Here is a 14,346-nt window from a genome sequence, read left to right as displayed (position 1 = left end):
GCCCATCTCTAGAGAACGTCGGGAGGAAAAACCCCGGCCCGTTTCACCGGGCCGGGGGCAACCTCAGGGAAAAGGTTCAGTTATTCGGCAAGCGCCAGGGCTGCGTCGATCAGACCCTGGCCGGCAGGTACTTCCGAAGCGAACTCTGCATAGATCGGCTTCGACGCGGAAACGAAGGACTCGCGATCGGCGACATTCAAGGTCATGCCGGCGGTAACGAGCTTGTTCTGAAAGTCGGCATCGCCGGCGGCGCCGGTGAAGCGGGCCCAGACGGCGACATCCCTGGCGGTCTGCTCCAGCACCGCGCGGATTGCCGGGTCCATCTTGTCGTAAACGGCCTTGCCCATGGTCGGGTAAGCCGGCGAATAGACGTGGCCGGTGACCGAGAGGTACTTCTGCACCTCCGACAACTTGGCCGACCAGATGTTGGTATAGGGGTTTTCCTGCCCCTCGATCACACCGGTCTGCAAAGCAACGAAGACCTCGGAGAAGGACATCGGCGTCGGGTTGGCGCCCCACTCGGTGAACATCTTCACCCGCCACTTGGACTTCGGCGTGCGGATCTTGGCGCCCTCCAAATCGGCCGGGGTGTTGATCGGACGCAGATTGTTGCTGATGTGGCGGATGCCGTTCTCCCAAAGCGCCAGCACCTTGTAGCCTTTGGCTTCCGCCGTGGGCGCCACATCGCTCCAGAAGACTTCGTTCTCGATACGCGCCAGATGGGCCCGGTCCTTCACCAGGAACGGCATGTCGAAGAGCGCGAATTCATCGGCCACGGATGACATGATCGACGACGGCAGGGCGATGTGCACCGAGCCGAGCTTCAGCTTCTGCATCAGCTCCTTGTCTTTGCCGAGCTGGGCGGAATCGAACAGCTTCACCGTCGCCTTGCCGGCAAGACGCTTGTTGGCAAGGCGGGTGAATTCCGCCGAGGTCAACTGCTGCAGGGAACCCGCAGGCGCGGAAATGCCGAAGATGATTTCCTCTTCGGCCTGGACCGGCGCGGTGTTGATGGCGGCGACCAGCGCCAGGGCGGCAGCGCCCCAAAACAGTGACTTGGCACCGAATAGCTTGAGCGGCTTCATAGCCTTCCTCCCGTAATTCCGAGTGATCGGATTATTGATTTATGAATGGTATACAAAATGATCTGGGCATCGCTGTCAACTCTCCCGGCAATAATCCGGAGGATCAAGCATCGACACATTCTACAAATTGTTGTTTTTCAATATTTTACTGTATCCACTCGGTACAGGTCAGATAACATCCTCCAGATTGAAAAGTAGCCAAAGACAGATCGCTCAAAATGGCATACCATTTTGAAAGGCCGTGGACGCCATCGCTTCCAACCTCTAGAACGGACAGCAGGAATTCCGGACGATCCGAGGAAGATGAGCCAGGACGACACAGCCGATTCGGCGGCGCTTGAGGCACAGCAGGAGATGCCGCAGGAGGCGCGCGCGAGCGCGGCGGAGCCCGGCGAACCCCTGACCAAGAGCGTCGCCAACCGCCTGCGCGATTTGATCGCGCAGGACGCCCTGCCCGCGGGGGAGCGCATTCGTGAGCGTGCCCTGGCGGAACGGCTGCAGGTCTCCCGCACCCCGCTGCGCGAAGCCTTGAAGGTTTTGGCCACCGAAGGGCTCGTGGAACTGTTCCCCAACCGCGGTGCCGTGGTCTCCAATCCCGATCCGACGGAGGTACAGGACCTGCTGCAGGTGCTGGGTGTGCTGGAAGCCCTGGGCGGGGAGCTGGCCTGCGCGCGCGCCAACGCCGCAGACCTGGACGAAGTGCAGGCATTGCACTACGAGATGCTGGCGGCCTACGCGCGCAAAGACCGCCTCGCCTACTTCAAGGCCAATCAGCAGATCCACAAGGCCATCGTCGCCATCAGCGGCAATGCCAGCCTGATCGAAACCCACGCCCGCATAAACGCCCGGCTTTACCGGGTACGTTACCGCTCCAACAGCCGCAACACCAAGTGGGACGTGGCGATCGAGGAGCATGAGGCGATCCTTGCCGCCCTGCGGGCGCGCGACGGCGCGGCGCTGTCAAAGATCCTGCGCAGTCACCTGGGCAGCACCTGGGCCAATGTCAGCGAAACTTTCGAAGGCAGCGGCGAGGAAGCCTAAGCCGCTCTAGTTCTGAAACGGCACAGAGGAGTGGTGGACGCTGATACGCAGCCGACCGTCATCGTCCTTTATGTAGCCAAAGGTGTACTCCACCTTTGTCTCCGCATCGGAATCGGTGGGCGTGAAGTAGTAGTTGCCCATCGCAAAAGCCGTCTCGCCGTTCAGAATGATCTGCTGCTCGCCGAAACGCACCTGCCGCCAGGGCTTGATCGCAAAACCGCTGTCTTCCGAAATGTCGCCGCCCACGAAGTAGGACAGCGCCTCGTCGAAAGTCTCGCGGAACTGATCGTCGGAGGCCAGGGTCGGCTTGAAGAGTACGCCGCCTTGTTCATAGGCATAAAGTTCCCTGATGTGCTGCGAAGCGGCAGCCGTGTAATCGCCTTTGTCGAGGTAGGTCTGCCCGATCCCGACAATACCCTCGGCCCAGCTCTGTTGCGCCGCCAGGACCTCTTCTTCGGTGATCGTCGCCGCCTGGGCAGCCGTTGCCGTCATGCCCGTTACCAAGGCCGCGATAACCATCTTCTTCATTGCGTAGTCTCCGCTCATCCCGGGTCGCCGGATACGACCCCTGCGTTCATCAAATGGCCAGCGGCGGCGGCTTTGCAACGCATCCTGAGCAGATGCTTTGATAGGAAATTCCTATGAAAACACCTGAATTATGTCCAACGTGCCTTATTTCGCATTCACATCGATCGCATAGTCCGCAACGGGGCCGGTCGCCGGGATCATGCCGCTTTCCACCATGAAGGCGGCGAAGCGGGCATAGCGGCCCTGGTCCAGTGCTGCAGGCCGCAACGCGAGACGCGGCAGGGTGTCGGTCCAGGCCCGCCGGTTCAGTTCGTCGTCCAACGCCTTGTCGCTGGCGACGAAAAGTGCCCAACCCGACTGCGGGTGATTCATGAGAAAGGTTGTCGCCTCTTCCAGGGCCAGGAGAAACCGCGCCAGCTTTTCCCTGTCGAGGGTATCGGTCTTGGCGACCAGCACCAGTTCGTCGTAAGGCGGCACCCCTTCCTCCTCCGGATAAAAGGCGCGGCCCGGGCGGCCGACGATATCCATCTGGTTCAGCTCGAAGTTACGAAAGGCGCCGATCACCGCATCCACCTGCCCGGCAATAAGCGCCGGCGAGAGGGAGAAGTTAACGTTCACCAGTTCGACCTCCTCCAAGGCAACTCCGGCCCGGCCCAGCATGGTCCGCAGCAGCGTTTCCTCAAAGCCGCCGATGGAAAAACCGATCTTGCGCCCTTTGAGATCGGCCAGAGTTTCGATCGGCCCGTCATCCAGCACGACCAGGCTGTTGAGCGGTGTCGCCACCAGGGTGCCGACCCTGACGAGCGGCAGGCCGGCAGCGACCTGCATGTGAAGCTGCGGCTGATAGGAAACGGCGAGGTCGGCCTTGCCGGCGGCGACCAGCTTGGGCGGATCGTTGGGATCGGCGGGGGCGATCAACTCGACCTCCAGACCGTGACGCTCGAAGAAACCGGCGTCGCGGGCGACGATCAGGGCGGCATGGTCGGGATTGACGAACCAGTCCAGCAACACGGTCATCCGCTCCGCCGCCTCGCCCGTGTCGGCGCGAACGGCGATCAGAAGAAACAGCAAGGCGGCAAGCAGTCGTTGGACCATCAGAGAGACTCCTTTCGAGACGACAGGGAAAAGCCGGCGGCGGAATCCGAATCGCTTTCCGGCTGCCAGGCGGTCAGGCGGCGCAGGACCGCATCGAGCGTGAAGTAAAGAATGAGAGAGAAGGTTGCGAGCAGGGCCAGGGCGGCGAACATCAAGTCGACCTGCAGCCGCGCATTGGCATGAAGCATGAGGTAGCCGAGGCCGCGGCTGGACCCCACCCACTCTCCCACCACCGCACCGATAGGCGCGGTCGCAGCGGCAACCCGCAGACCGGAGGCCAGCGCCGGCAGCGCCGCCGGTATCCGCAGATGAAGCAGGATGGTCCGCCGGCTTGCGCCCATTACCCTTGCCAGGTCGATGAGGCCGGGATCGCAACGGCGCAGACCATCGGCGAAGGCGGCGGCGACTGGGAAGTAGATGATGAGGCCCGCCATCACGACCTTGGAGGCAAGCCCGTAACCGAACCAGAGGGTGAGCAGCGGCGCCAAGGCGAAAACCGGCAGGGCCTGGCTGATCACCAGCAGCGGCATCAGCCAGGCCCGGGCCGGGCGGGAGGCAACGATCAGTAAAGCCGAGGCCATGCCCACCAGCGTGCCGAAAAACAGGCCGAGCAGAATCTCGACGGCGGTGATCCAGCCATGATGCAGAAGCAGCTCGGCCTGCGAGACTATCTGTATGGTGACGGCCAAGGGAGCCGGCAGAATGAAAGGCGGCACGGCGGTGACACGCACAAGCGCTTCCCACGCCAAAAGCAGGCCCAGCGCAACAACGAGAACCCGAGCGCCCTTCATGCGGCTGCCGCAGGCGCGCCGAGAGCCGACAACAAGGCCTCCACCTGCTTGGCAAGGGCAGGATCGTCGAGCGGGCGCGGTGCCCGCCCCACCGGCGGCATGAGCGGGCGAAGCCGCGGCGGCGAGCCGGCCAGAACTTCGATGCGATCCGCCAGGCGCAAAGCCTCCAGGGGGTCATGGGTGACCATCAGCACCGTGCGGCCGTGGAGCAGTTCCACCGCCAGTCCCTGCAGCCGATGCCGGGTCACGGCATCAAGGGCGGAAAACGGCTCATCCATCAGAACAACCGGGCGGTCCTCGAAAAGCGTCCTGGCGAGGGCGACGCGCTGGCGCATCCCGCCGGAGAGCTGCGCCGGTAGTGCGTCTTCGCGGCCGGCGAGGCCGACCCGGGCCAGCACCTCTCTGGCCCGTGCCTGCCCGGCGCGTTCCGCGGACCGTCCGCCCCGCAGGCGCGCACCAAGCAGGACGTTCTGCAGCACCGTGGCCCAGGGCGCCAGAAGATCGCCCTGGCCCATGTAGGCGACCCGCCCGGCGAGCGGCAAGCCGTCGCTGCAAGACAGCGCCCCCTGCGCCTCTTGCGGCGCGCACAAGCCGGCAATCAGGCGCAGCAGGCTCGACTTGCCGACACCGCTTTCGCCCAGCAGGCAGATCCAGCGTCCAGCCGGCAGATCCAGATCGAGGCCTTCGAAAACCGGCCGGCCGTCAAAACGGACGGCGGCCCTGCGCAGGAAAACCGACGGCGCCTCTTGCGTCATGCCGGGCTGATCATCCATCCCGTGCGGCCAGGAAGGCACCCTGCCCAACCCGGCTCCAGTCCCGCGCCCGCTCAAGCGCCGTGCGGTAGGACGGCAGAATCTTGGCCGACATGGGATCGCGCGCGGCGAGATCATCCAGCACAGCCACGGCCTCCTGCCGCGCCCCGGCCATCACGTCAGATGGGAAGGCACGAAGCTGCACGCCCTTTTCCGCCACCAGCCACTTCAGGCGCGCGGCGTTCTGCCAGTCCGCTTCAGCCAGCGCGTAAGCGTTCTCCGCTTCGCAGGCCGCGGTCACAATCGCCTGCAGTTCGGGCGTCAGCGCGTCAAAGGCCGCCTGGTTGATCAGGCATTCACCAGTCCCATTGGGCTCGTGAAAGCCGGGCCAGTAGTAGTAGGGCGCGACCTTGTAGAAGCCGAAAGCGGCGTCACTCCAGGGCCCGAGGAATTCCGCACCGTCGATGAGACCGGACTGCAGGGCGGCAAAGATCTCGCCGGGCGGCACCACCACCGCCGTCGCGCCGAGGCGGCGGTAGACTTCACCGCCAAGGCCGGGGATGCGGAACTTCAGGCCCTGCAGATCGTCCAGGGAAGTGATCTCCCGCGTGAACCAGCCGCCCATCTGCATGCCGCTGTTGCCGCCCATCAGAGGCTTCACGCCAAGAGGGGCATAGAGTTCGTCCCACAGCTCTTGGCCGCCGCCCTGGGTGATCCAGGCGGCATGTTCGCCCGGCGTCAGACCGAACGGCACGGCGGTAAAGAAAGCCGCCGCCGGCATCTTGCCACGCCAGAAGAACGAAGCACTGTGCCCCATCTCCACCGTACCGCCGGAAACCCCGTCGAGAACTTCCAGCGGCGGCAGCAGGTCACCGGCGCCGAAGACCTCGACCCGAAGCGCGCCGCCGCTCATCGTGGTGATGCGCTCGGCCAGTCGTTCAGCGGTCATTCCCGGACCGGGGCTGTTCTTCGGCCAGGAGGTTGCCATGCGCCAGAGCCGGGCCGAACGGGCAACGGCCGGCGCCGCCAGACCGGCCGTACCAAGGGCGGCGAGCCCGCCGGTCAGTACCCGGCGCCGGGCAGGTCTATCGGGTTTCACGTTCCTGCTCCTTTCCCTGCCAGAACGCATGGAAGTGGTGGACCGGCCCATGACCGCTGCCGACCCCCAGTGAGTCGGCGGCGGCCAGGGCACGGTTCAGGTAGTCCTTGGCCTCCGCCACCGCGCCGGGCAGCGGCAGGCCCTTGGCAAGACCGGCTGCAATGGCGGCCGAGAGCGTGCAGCCGGTGCCGTGGCTGTTGGCGGTCGCAATCCGCGGCGCCGAAAAGCGGTGCAGGCGTTCCCCGTCGAACAGCAGGTCGACGCTCTCCGCGTCGGCAAGATGCCCGCCCTTCAGCAGAACCGCCTTTGGCCCCAGGACATGAAGCGCCCGCGCCGCTTCCGCCATGGCGACCTCGTCCGCCGGTACCGGACCGTCGAGCAGGGCCGCCGCTTCCGGCAGATTGGGTGTGATTACCCCGGCCAGGGGCAGCAGGTCGTGGCGCAGGCGCGCCACTGCGGCGGGCGCCAGCAGGGCATCACCGCTCTTGGCCACCATCACCGGATCGACCACCAGCCGGGCGACCGCACGCTGCTGCAGGCCTGCCGCCACGGCCTCGATGGTCGGGGCTTCGCCGAGCATGCCGATCTTCACGGCACCGATGGCAAGATCGTCAAAAACCGCATCGAGCTGCGCTGTCACGAAGTCCGGCGGCGCCGCATGAATGGCCGTCACCGCCCGCGTGTTCTGTGCCGTCAACGCGGTGATCACCGAGGCCCCGTAGACACCGAGTGCCGAGAAGGTCTTCAGGTCCGCCTGAATGCCGGCGCCGCCGCCGGAATCCGAACCGGCGACCGTAAGGGCGATGGGAACGCTCATGCGCTTTCCGCCCGTGCATCCAGCGCCCAATCGACGACATTGCGCAGCTCGCCCGCCGCCACCCTGGGATCGGATGCCGCGGCAATGGCGGAAACCACAGAGATCCCGTCACAGCCCGCCGCAATCACCGCGGCGGCAGTCTCCACCGTAATTCCGGCAATGGCGCAGATCGGCAGGCCGGGTGCGCGCAGCGCAGCCGCCTCGGCAAGATCCGCCAGACCGTCGAGGCCGATCGGCGGATGAGGGTTCTGCTTGCTGGCGGTGTCAAAGACCCCGCCGATGGAGACATAGTCCAACAGCCCCGGCTCCATCGCCGCGATCTCTTCGGCGTTCTGCACGGTAAGGCCGAGTATCCGGTCCGGCCCCAGGAGCTTGCGGGCATCGGCGGGGGCCATGTCCTGCTGGCCGATGTGAACGCCCTCGGCCCCGGCCGCCAAAGCGACATCGACCCGGTCGTTGACGATCAGCGGCACACCGAAGGGGGCCAGAGCCAGCTTCAGCTTTCTTGCCTCTGCAATAAGCGTCGCCGTATCGCCGGTCTTGTCGCGCAGCTGCAGGGCCGTCACCCCGCCGCGCGCCGCCGCCTCCGCCACCTCGACAAAGGAGCGGTCGCCGGCATGATCCGGCCCGATCACGAAGTAAACCCGCAGATCGGGCTTCAGTTTCTCGCTGCTGTTCACGCCGTCATAGCCTTCCTCGTCTCCGCTGTCTTGCTGCGGCGAAGGTTGGGAAGCTTTTGGCGCTTGTCGCGGAAGGCTTCTCAAATCCCTACGCCGGTACAAACCGGATCAGGTTCCGCGGGTTAGCGGTGCGACCGCCTCTCAGCCCCTTTCGGGCACCCCGTTGAGATGTCTGAAAAGAATGGGCGCTTTAGGCCCAGGCTGTCAAGTCGCGCCCCTCGACATCGGCAAGCGAACGCGTCACCAGCAGCACCTCGGTGCTGTAGGGGTAACAGGGATGGGCGAAGATAGGGCGGCGGTCGACCACCTCGTAACCGTGACGCTGATAGAACCGAAAGGCGCGTTCGTTCTCCGCGAAGACCTGAAGGCTCAGGCTGTCGCAGCCCGCCGCCCGCGCCCGCTCTTGCGCGATGCTCAGGAGCGCGCCGCCGAGCCCATGCCCCCGGAACTGAGGAAAAACCGCCAGGGCGTTGATGTAGAAGCTGCCGGGAACCTGGTACTCAAGCTCCAGCAGGGGCCGCAGCAGGGCCGGCAGTTCCGCCAACGCCGCCAGGTCTCCGGCGCTGGGTGTCGGCAGGCGATATCCCAGGAGCATCCCGGCGACGGCATCGCCGCGCTCGGCGAGGACCGCGTTGCGATAGGAGAAATTGGCATTGTCGCGGGCCGCCCGCGCGGCGCCGACTTCCAGAGGGTCCTGGCCGGGTTCGGCTTCCTGAGACCAGAAAAACCAGGCAATGCCTTCACCGGCAATCTCAATGAGCTGGGCAACGGCGCGCGCATCGGTTTTGCGGGCGTCGCGAAAGCGGGGCAAAGCGGGGGTCAGGTCAGCGGGTTTCACGTCAGAATCCGATCAGCATCAAATGGTTAGAGCAGATCCACGTTGGATGGAATCGCGAGAACAATCCATCCAGCCCGGATCTATTATAGGCATCTACGCGGTTCGATGCGGATGGGCTGCAGATGGTGTCAGGGTTTTAGGTTTCAGCGGAGTTTCAGCTGAGTTTTGGCGGCGAAACAGCAAAATCCGTTGAACCGGAGCCCATCTGGGCGCGACAAAAGAGAGACTCCGGCTCTGCTTGGCCACAACCGTCCCCTCTGTCTGAGCCCCTGCTGTCTGGGCACCCCTGATGTCTGAGCCCCTACTGTCCGAGAACGCCATGTCCGATCTGATCAAAAACCTCTCCCCCATCCTGGTTCTTCTAATCGCGCTTCTGGGATCGATCCAGGCGGTGGCCGAGCCGGCCAACCCAGCCCCCGGCTTCACGATTCCCCAGTTGATCAAAACGCTGGAGAAACACTTTCCCGTAATCCGCAGCGGCGAAGGCTCTCTGCAGTCGAGCGACAATCTGCAAAGCGACCTGCTGCCCTCCACCAACCCGAACACTGCGCTGGAAACGCTGGGCCCGCCGGAAGCGCTACGCAGCTTCGTCTTTTCCTACGATCCAAGCGAGGAGCGGAAACTCCGCAATAACCGGCACTGGGCCGGGAAAATTATCCGCAACGCCCTGCCGGAATGGCGCGAGGGTAAACGATGGACGCATCGCGCCACAAAGCAGGTTGAAAAGACCCCCGACGGGCCCGAGGTCAGTGAAATCGCCGAAGGTTACCGGATCGCCGTCAACAACGCCGAAGGCCGGGTGACGATCACTGTGCGCCCCGCTGCCTTCACAGACACCGACCCGGAAAGCCTCGGCGTCAGCCTGTCGCAACTTCTGACCGGATTACAGGATGCCTTCCCGCAGCGCGACGAAGGTATGGGCAGCCTCTATGGCGGCGACAACGGCTGGATCAGCGACCGCTTCTTCTCCGACAACGCGCACGCGGAACTGGAAACCCTGGGACCGGTCGACGGCCTGGTCGGCCTGCGCTACCTCTATGCCCTGCGCGAGGACGACCACCCCGAGGCGACGGCGGACAACCGCCGCTATGCCCTCACCCTGGTGCGCAACGTCTTTCCCGACTGGGCGGGGGCCGATGCCTGGATGAACGCCACCATCGACAAGGTTGCCATGGAGGCGGACGACGGCGCCGAGCATATGACGATCGACCACGGCACCCTTCGCCTGAGCTTGCGCTACTTCGTCGGCGCGACCGCGTCCATCGAGATCCTGATCCATCCAAAGGACAGCTATATCTGATTGGCGTTCTTTGCCCCGTCAGCCACCCTCGGCGTCGCGGTTCTTCTTGGCGTCCTGAAGCGTCACCACCTCGGCGCCCGGCGGGCCCGGCCTGTCTTCTGAATCGTCTTCAGGTTTGTCTTCCGGCCCGTCCGAGTCCGTTTCCTCGCGTTCCGCCTGCCGTCCTTCGTTCACGGCGCGGCGGGCGGCGGCGACCTCGGCCAACTGCTCGCGCCATTCCGGCAGCATGATGCTGATCTCGTCGAAGGCGGCGCGCGGCAGGAACAACAGATGCGAGTAGCTGATGGAGCGGGCATCGGCGGAGCGCCGGCGCTGATCCAGCAGCGCCATCTCACCGAAGAAATCGCCGCGCCCGAGCCGGTGCTGCTCTTCGTCGATGCGGATTTCCACCGCACCGGAGGCGATGAAGTACATGCCGTCGCCCGGATCGCCGCGGCGGAAGACATGGGCGTCGTCGGCAATGACGCGGGTCTGCAGCTTGCGCGCCACCTCGGCCAGTTCCGCCGCCGGCATCGCGGCGAAAACCGGAAAGGCATAGAGCAGCTCCGGCGTCGTCGCCTTGATGTCGACCCGGGCCCGGCGCCGGCTGCTGGCATGTACGCTGCCGGCCTCGGTCCTGAGGTCGCGGGCCAGATCCTCGCTGATGATCCCGGCCCCCCGCAGTTGTTCGATCTGCTCGATCTCCTCGCGATAGGCAAAGCGTTCGAGCACCTCGTGATCGAGCTCCCTTGCGTAGTTGGGGTACTGCAGGCGCAGGGCGGCCAGGTGCCGTTCGACCTCCGCAAGGCGCAGGTTGACGATCTCCCCCAGTACCTCGGTCAGGCGGTCGCCGAGCAGGCCGGCAAGGCGGAACTCCAGGAAGTAGATGAGCTCCAGAATGATGATGCGGTTGATCAGCAGGAACTGGAAGCGCTGGCCGAGATAGAGCGCCAGCGGGCGGGCAATACCGAGGCGGAAATGCAGCCAGGCGATGAAGCGGAACCAGCGGCTCTGGCGGAAGGGGCGCCGCGCCGCACGGAGGTAGCCGAGGCGACCGTCGGCGCGCACCGCGTCGATCATCGACTCCACCGACAGCAGGTAGCGGTCGACCAGGGAGGAGCGCAGGCCGCCGCTCCAGCCCTGTTGCAGCAACAGTGATTTTTCCTGATTGGCCAGCGCGATGAGACCGACCGTCAGACGGTCGCGGTCGGAGATGGCGGCGGCGAAGGAATCGTCCTCGGCGACCCGCGACAGGCGCTCGTTGTAAGGCCGTATCGCCCGGCTCACCAGTTCGTCGTCAAGCTCGTAACGCCCGGCGAAGCTGCGCAGGCTGCTGCCGACGCTGGACAGCGACTGGGTCAGCACCTGGCTGCGGAAGGCGCGGTCGATGGGCGAAAGCTGGTCGAGACCGAGGCGGCGCATCAGCCAGCTCAGGGTCGTGCCCTGCACCAGCAGGGTGAAGAGCGCGAAGCCGGTCGCCTGGATGGCGATGAAGCGTTTCACCTCCGGATCAATGAAGAAGTTCTCGCTGACCGCCAGCACCAGCGCCAGGGTGACCGAGCCGCGCAGGCCGCCCCAGATGATCACCGTCTTGGTCTGGGTGGTGACCTTTTGCGTGACCCGCACGAACGACAGCAGCGGGAAGATGCCGAAGAGGATCACCGCGCGGGCGGCCAGGGCGGCGATCACCGCCACCGGCAGGTAGACGAAATCAAGCAGCGTCGCGTCGGCCAGCAGGCGCGGCGCCAGCAGGGCGGCCAGCAGAAAGATCAGCGAGGTCGCCCAGAAAGCGATCTGGGCCAGGGTTTCCTCGAAAAAGCGGAAGGTCTCGGCCTGAAAACGCGAGCGGCCGACGGCGCTCAGTACCAGCCCGCTGATGACCACGGCAGTGACGCCGGAGATGCCCAGGTAGTTGTCGCAGATCACATAGACGGCATAGGGCAGCGCCACCGCTATGGTAAGCTGGGCGGCGCGGTAGAAGCGCAGCCGCTCCAGCATCCAGGCGGCGGCGCGCCCGGCGAGGAAGCCCGCCAGGGCGCCGCCCAGCAGGCCGACGACGATGGACTCTGTGACCATCCAGAAATCGAGGTCCCGCCCGGTCAGGATGACCGCCAGAAAGGCACTGAAGGCGGCGATGGCGGTGGCGTCGTTCAGCAGCGACTCGCCCTCGACCAAGCGCGTCAGCCGCGCCGGCGCGCCGAGGTCGCGGAACAGGGCGATCACCGCCGAGGGATCGGTGGTGGCGACGATGGCGCCGAACAGCAGACAGACCGCCAGCGGCATGGGCGCCACCAGCCAGACCGCCCCGCCGATCATGCCCAGGGCGACGATGACCGCGAGGACCGCCAGCAGGATTACCGGCGCGATATCCTGCATCAGCCGCCGCGCATCGATAGTGACGGCGCCCTGGAACAGCAGGATCGGCAGGAACACCGTGAGGAACAGCGAGGACGACACGGGAATGTCGATCACCGCCTCGGCCACCTGGCTCACCTGATCGGCGACCCGGTGACGCTGCAGCCAGGCCGCCGCGAGGCCGATGCCCACTCCGGCCAGCGCCAGCACCACCGTAAACGGCAGCCCGCTGCGCTTCGCCAAAGGCTGCACACTGGCCACCACGATCAGCAACAGTGCCGTGGTAAGGGTGATCTCCGTTATGCCCATGAGAAGAAGCTTACACCGAATTGCGGCGGATTAGGGGCTGGCGGCGGGGCAAATAAGGATCAGCAGGCATCCCGGCATCGAGAACAGGAAGCGGCGATCCGTTCTGAAATCTCTGAAAGGTTTGGTGGGCGCACAAGGACTCGAACCTTGGACCCGCTGATTAAGAGTCAGCTGCTCTGCCAACTGAGCTATGCGCCCCCAAAGAGGTCCCGGCTTTGGCCCGCCTCGAAGCGGGCACCTGGCAAGGGCCGGAAGAAGGCTCCGGCCGCCGGGATGCGGGGTGATAGCAAGTCCGCCGGGCTTTGTCGAGGGGGCTGAGGCAGGAAATCGGGCGAAAGCGGGTTTTCGGGGAAGATTCGAGGGAGTCCCCCGGTTTTGGGGCGCTTCAAGGCGCCGGTCTCGGGCTGGGTCGCATGCTTCGAGACGCTTCGCGCCTCAGCATGAGGGCATGGTTGACGAGCGTTCCACCTCACCCTGAGGAGGGCTGAAAGCCCGTCTCGAAGGGGCCCCTTACACGGCCCGCTAAACCTCCGCCGTGCCGCGGCGGGAGATGCGGATGTCGCGGTGGATGTAGCAGGAGATAATGAGGCCCATGGCGATCATCACCGTCAGCAGGGCCGTACCGCCGTAAGAGACCAGCGGCAGGGGCACGCCGACCACCGGGAAGACCCCCATCACCATGGCCATGTTGATGAAGACGTAGAGGAAGAGATTGGTGGTCAGGCCGATGGCCAGCAGGCGGGCGAACTGGTTGCGCGCGCGAAAGGCGATGGCGAAGCCGTAGGCCAGCACCAGGAAGTAGAGCGCCAGCAGGCCGAGGCTGCCGACCAGGCCGAATTCCTCGGCCAGCATGGTGAAGATGAAGTCGGTCTGCTTTTCCGGCAGGAAGTTCAGATGGCTCTGGGTGCCCTGCATGAAGCCCTTGCCGGTAACGGAACCGGAGCCGAAGGCGATCATCGCCTGCAGGGCGTGATAGCCGGCGCCCAGGGGATCGTTCTCCGGGTTCAGGAAGGTCATCACCCGCGCCTTCTGATAGGCATGGAGGAACTGCCAGGCGATGGGCACGGCGGCGAGGCCGGCGACCGCGACCAGCGCGAATTTCCACCAACGCACCCCGGCGCAGAGGAAAACGGCGGAGGCCGCCAGCAGCAGCATGCCGGAGGTGCCGAGATCCGGCTGCCGCAGCACCAGGGCCGCCGGCGCCAGGACCAGGGCCAGAGGCAGCAGCAGCAACGTCGGACGGCCGATGTCCTCCGTCGAGATGCCGTGGAAATAGCGGGCCAGGGCCAGGATCAGCGACACCTTCATGATTTCCGAGGGCTGTAGGCGGATGAAACCGAGGTCGATCCAGCGCTGCGCGCCCATGCCGATGGTGCCCATGAACTCCACCGCGCAGAGCAAGGCCAGGCTGCCCAGGTAGATCAGATAGGCGTAGCGGAACCAGAAGCGCACATCGATGAGCGCGACGGTGAACATGATAACGATGCCGAGGCCGAAGCGGATCAACTGACGCGAGGCCCAGGGCGACATCGATCCGTTGGCCGCCGAATAGAGCATGGCGAAGCCGACCCCGGCAATCACACAGAGCAGGAACACCAGGCCCCAGTTGAGCTGCCAGATCTTCTGGCGCAGCGTCATTTCCGGGTTGCGGTTGGAGAGGAAGATATCCGCCGGCAT

Annotated in this window: 13 protein-coding genes, 1 tRNA gene and 1 riboswitch; of the genes, 2 read left to right on the top strand and 12 right to left on the bottom strand. The window is 65.1% G+C overall.

From position 1 onward, the window contains the following. Window positions 1-80 precede the first annotated feature (80 nt). Window positions 81-1,085, bottom strand: a complete 1,005-nt coding sequence (locus tag ACP146_RS03970) for a TRAP transporter substrate-binding protein (protein ID WP_422365471.1) — start codon at window positions 1,083-1,085, stop codon at window positions 81-83. 303 nt (window positions 1,086-1,388) lie between these two features. Here ACP146_RS03970 and ACP146_RS03965 point away from each other — a divergent pair, with 303 nt between their 5' ends. Next, window positions 1,389-2,126, top strand: coding sequence for a GntR family transcriptional regulator (locus ACP146_RS03965; protein WP_422365470.1), 738 nt, complete (start codon window positions 1,389-1,391; stop codon window positions 2,124-2,126). Window positions 2,127-2,132: 6 nt separating this feature from the next. On the opposite strand, the gene ACP146_RS03960 is transcribed toward ACP146_RS03965, so the two are convergent. The 8 genes from ACP146_RS03960 to ACP146_RS03925 all read right to left on the bottom strand — a co-directional run bounded on the left by ACP146_RS03960 (window position 2,133) and on the right by ACP146_RS03925 (window position 8,726). Next, complete coding sequence (locus ACP146_RS03960; protein ID WP_422365469.1) at window positions 2,133-2,654, bottom strand: hypothetical protein; 522 nt, start codon at window positions 2,652-2,654, stop codon at window positions 2,133-2,135. A 144-nt stretch (window positions 2,655-2,798) separates the two neighbouring features. Beyond that, window positions 2,799-3,749 (bottom strand): ABC transporter substrate-binding protein, encoded by a 951-nt coding sequence (locus ACP146_RS03955; RefSeq protein WP_422365468.1) that lies wholly within the window; start codon window positions 3,747-3,749, stop codon window positions 2,799-2,801. Further along, entirely contained in the window at window positions 3,749-4,540 is a 792-nt protein-coding gene (locus ACP146_RS03950) for an ABC transporter permease (RefSeq protein ID WP_422365467.1), read from the bottom strand. Before ACP146_RS03950 ends, ACP146_RS03955 begins: the two co-directional genes overlap by 1 nt. Next, on the bottom strand, window positions 4,537-5,295 hold the full coding sequence (locus ACP146_RS03945; protein WP_422365466.1) for an ABC transporter ATP-binding protein: 759 nt from the start codon (window positions 5,293-5,295) through the stop codon (window positions 4,537-4,539). The genes ACP146_RS03950 and ACP146_RS03945 overlap by 4 nt, the downstream gene beginning before the upstream one ends. A gap of 10 nt (window positions 5,296-5,305) precedes the next feature. Then, a complete protein-coding gene (locus ACP146_RS03940) occupies window positions 5,306-6,391 on the bottom strand; it encodes a TRAP transporter substrate-binding protein (protein ID WP_422365465.1) in 1,086 nt (361 codons plus the stop codon). Continuing rightward, the gene (gene thiD, locus ACP146_RS03935; protein WP_422365464.1) at window positions 6,378-7,208 is read right to left on the bottom strand and encodes a bifunctional hydroxymethylpyrimidine kinase/phosphomethylpyrimidine kinase; all 831 of its coding nucleotides are present in this window, start codon (window positions 7,206-7,208) and stop codon (window positions 6,378-6,380) included. Before thiD ends, ACP146_RS03940 begins: the two co-directional genes overlap by 14 nt. Beyond that, window positions 7,205-7,888, bottom strand: a complete 684-nt coding sequence (gene thiE, locus ACP146_RS03930) for a thiamine phosphate synthase (RefSeq protein WP_422365463.1) — start codon at window positions 7,886-7,888, stop codon at window positions 7,205-7,207. The genes thiD and thiE overlap by 4 nt, the downstream gene beginning before the upstream one ends. A gap of 67 nt (window positions 7,889-7,955) precedes the next feature. Next, a riboswitch (TPP riboswitch) is annotated at window positions 7,956-8,061 on the bottom strand. Between the two features lie 17 nt (window positions 8,062-8,078). Beyond that, window positions 8,079-8,726, bottom strand: coding sequence for a GNAT family N-acetyltransferase (locus tag ACP146_RS03925; protein ID WP_422365462.1), 648 nt, complete (start codon window positions 8,724-8,726; stop codon window positions 8,079-8,081). Window positions 8,727-9,015: 289 nt separating this feature from the next. Here ACP146_RS03925 and ACP146_RS03920 point away from each other — a divergent pair, with 289 nt between their 5' ends. Continuing rightward, complete coding sequence (locus ACP146_RS03920; protein ID WP_422365461.1) at window positions 9,016-10,026, top strand: hypothetical protein; 1,011 nt, start codon at window positions 9,016-9,018, stop codon at window positions 10,024-10,026. A gap of 18 nt (window positions 10,027-10,044) precedes the next feature. On the opposite strand, the gene ACP146_RS03915 is transcribed toward ACP146_RS03920, so the two are convergent. From ACP146_RS03915 to rodA, 3 genes are all read right to left on the bottom strand, one after another. Continuing rightward, the gene (locus ACP146_RS03915; protein ID WP_422365460.1) at window positions 10,045-12,669 is read right to left on the bottom strand and encodes a cation:proton antiporter; all 2,625 of its coding nucleotides are present in this window, start codon (window positions 12,667-12,669) and stop codon (window positions 10,045-10,047) included. A gap of 122 nt (window positions 12,670-12,791) precedes the next feature. Beyond that, a tRNA-Lys gene (locus ACP146_RS03910) sits at window positions 12,792-12,867 on the bottom strand. Window positions 12,868-13,191: 324 nt separating this feature from the next. Continuing rightward, window positions 13,192-14,346 (bottom strand): rod shape-determining protein RodA, encoded by a 1,155-nt coding sequence (rodA, locus tag ACP146_RS03905; protein WP_422365459.1) that lies wholly within the window; start codon window positions 14,344-14,346, stop codon window positions 13,192-13,194.

Source organism: Pelagibius sp. (genome assembly GCF_965249265.1).
Taxonomy (GTDB): Bacteria; Pseudomonadota; Alphaproteobacteria; order Kiloniellales; family Kiloniellaceae; genus Pelagibius.
This window is presented reverse-complemented; position numbering and strand designations above follow the sequence as displayed.

What these genes read in the sequence shown, in the direction of transcription:
- ACP146_RS03970 (WP_422365471.1), bottom strand. Translation starts at nt 1,085, where the DNA reads ATGAAGCCGCTCAAGCTATTCGGTGCCAAGTCACTGTTTTGGGGCGCT.
- ACP146_RS03965 (WP_422365470.1), top strand. Translation starts at nt 1,389, where the DNA reads ATGAGCCAGGACGACACAGCCGATTCGGCGGCGCTTGAGGCACAGCAG.
- ACP146_RS03960 (WP_422365469.1), bottom strand. Translation starts at nt 2,654, where the DNA reads ATGAAGAAGATGGTTATCGCGGCCTTGGTAACGGGCATGACGGCAACG.
- ACP146_RS03955 (WP_422365468.1), bottom strand. Translation starts at nt 3,749, where the DNA reads ATGGTCCAACGACTGCTTGCCGCCTTGCTGTTTCTTCTGATCGCCGTT.
- ACP146_RS03950 (WP_422365467.1), bottom strand. Translation starts at nt 4,540, where the DNA reads ATGAAGGGCGCTCGGGTTCTCGTTGTTGCGCTGGGCCTGCTTTTGGCG.
- ACP146_RS03945 (WP_422365466.1), bottom strand. Translation starts at nt 5,295, where the DNA reads ATGACGCAAGAGGCGCCGTCGGTTTTCCTGCGCAGGGCCGCCGTCCGT.
- thiD (WP_422365464.1), bottom strand. Translation starts at nt 7,208, where the DNA reads ATGAGCGTTCCCATCGCCCTTACGGTCGCCGGTTCGGATTCCGGCGGC.
- ACP146_RS03920 (WP_422365461.1), top strand. Translation starts at nt 9,016, where the DNA reads ATGTCTGAGCCCCTACTGTCCGAGAACGCCATGTCCGATCTGATCAAA.
- ACP146_RS03915 (WP_422365460.1), bottom strand. Translation starts at nt 12,669, where the DNA reads ATGGGCATAACGGAGATCACCCTTACCACGGCACTGTTGCTGATCGTG.
- rodA (WP_422365459.1), bottom strand. Translation starts at nt 14,346, where the DNA reads ATGCCGGCGGATATCTTCCTCTCCAACCGCAACCCGGAAATGACGCTG.